Source organism: Promicromonospora kroppenstedtii DSM 19349 (genome assembly GCF_000515355.1).
Classification (GTDB): Bacteria; Actinomycetota; Actinomycetes; order Actinomycetales; family Cellulomonadaceae; genus Promicromonospora; species Promicromonospora kroppenstedtii.
On the sequence record NZ_KI911765.1, the window covers coordinates 97,172 to 98,447 of the forward strand.

The 1,276-nt window shown below is 75.7% G+C and carries 2 protein-coding genes; both read right to left on the reverse strand.

The genetic code is table 11. From position 1 onward, the window contains the following. On the reverse strand, positions 1–770 hold a 770-nt coding region (locus PROKR_RS29980), incomplete at its 3' end, for an ATP-binding cassette domain-containing protein (RefSeq protein ID WP_169736656.1). A gap of 86 nt (positions 771–856) precedes the next feature. Continuing rightward, positions 857–1,276 (reverse strand): Rossmann-fold NAD(P)-binding domain-containing protein (locus PROKR_RS36665; RefSeq protein WP_483823679.1); only part of this gene is annotated, 420 nt, incomplete at its 5' end.

Sequence of the window (1,276 nt, forward strand, 5' to 3'; positions counted from 1 at the left end):
GCGCGCACCTTGAACCCGGCGGCGCGCAGGGCCGCGGCCGCCTTCGCCGGCTCGTCCACCCCCACGCGGACGCTGACTCGGGCGTCGCCCAGGAGCTCGGTGACGCTGCCCTGCGCGAGCACGCGTCCGGCGTCGAGCACGGTCACGGTGTCCGCGATCTGCTGGGCCTCGGTGAGCACGCCGGTCGCGACCAGCACCGTGGTGCCCCGGTCCGCGAGGCGGCGCAGGGCCTGGCGGATCTCGCGGGTGCCCACGGCGTCGAGCCCCGCACTGGGGTCGTCGACCACCAGGAGGTCGGGATCGCGCAGCAGCGCGGCCGCGAGCGCCAGGCGGCGCCCTTCGTCGGGCGAGTAGGTGCCGTAGGCGGCCTTGGCGCGGTCGGCGAGGACCACCCGGGTGAGCAGCTCGTCGACCCGGGCGCGCGGCACGCCGGCGGCGCTCGCGAGGAGGGTCAGGTTGCGGCGTCCGCTCAGCCGGGGCTGGAAGCCCGGGTCGCCGACGACGGCGCCGATACGGCCGGCGAGGTCGGGCAGGCCGTCAGGGACGTGGGTGCCGAAGATCCGCATGGCTCCGCCGTCCGCGTGGGCGAGGCCGGTGAGCAGGCGCAGCGTGGTGGTCTTGCCGGACCCCGCGAGCCCGAGGAGCGCGTGCACGCCACCGGCCGGAACCCGCAGGTCGATGCCGTCCACGCCCACGGCGCGGCCGCGTACCGAGCGGTACGCCTTGCGCAGCTCGAGCGTCTCGATCGCGACGCCGTTCCCTGGAATCACCCGCACAGGGTAGGGCATTCCGGACAGCACCCGAACGTGTCAGACGTCCAGGTCACTCCCGTGACCTGGACGTCTGTCGCGTGGGGCTACCAGCTCATCGCGCCGTGCAGCGACGTCGGGGCGGGGTCCACGCCGAGGCGTTCCCGCAGCACCGTGAGGTCGTAGGTGCGCTCCATCGCGAGGTGGCTGATGGCGTAGCGCGTCAGGCGGGGCTCGCGCCCGGTCCACCGGGCCACGCGCTCCCCCACCCAGGCCAGCGCGTTGGCCAGCCGCAGCGGGATCTCCACCACCTGGACCGGGCGGAACCGGGCGAACATGAGGAGCTCGAGCGTCTGGTCGAGGTCGACGGGGCTGGCGTCGGCGACGTTCGCGACGAGCGGCCGCCCGGCGGCGATCTCGGGCTGGACGTCCACGTCCAGGGCGGCGCGCACCGCGCGGGCCAGGGTGTCGACGTGCGTGAGGTGCTGGCGCACCCGGCCACCGCCCGGGAGCGGCAGCCAGGCCCC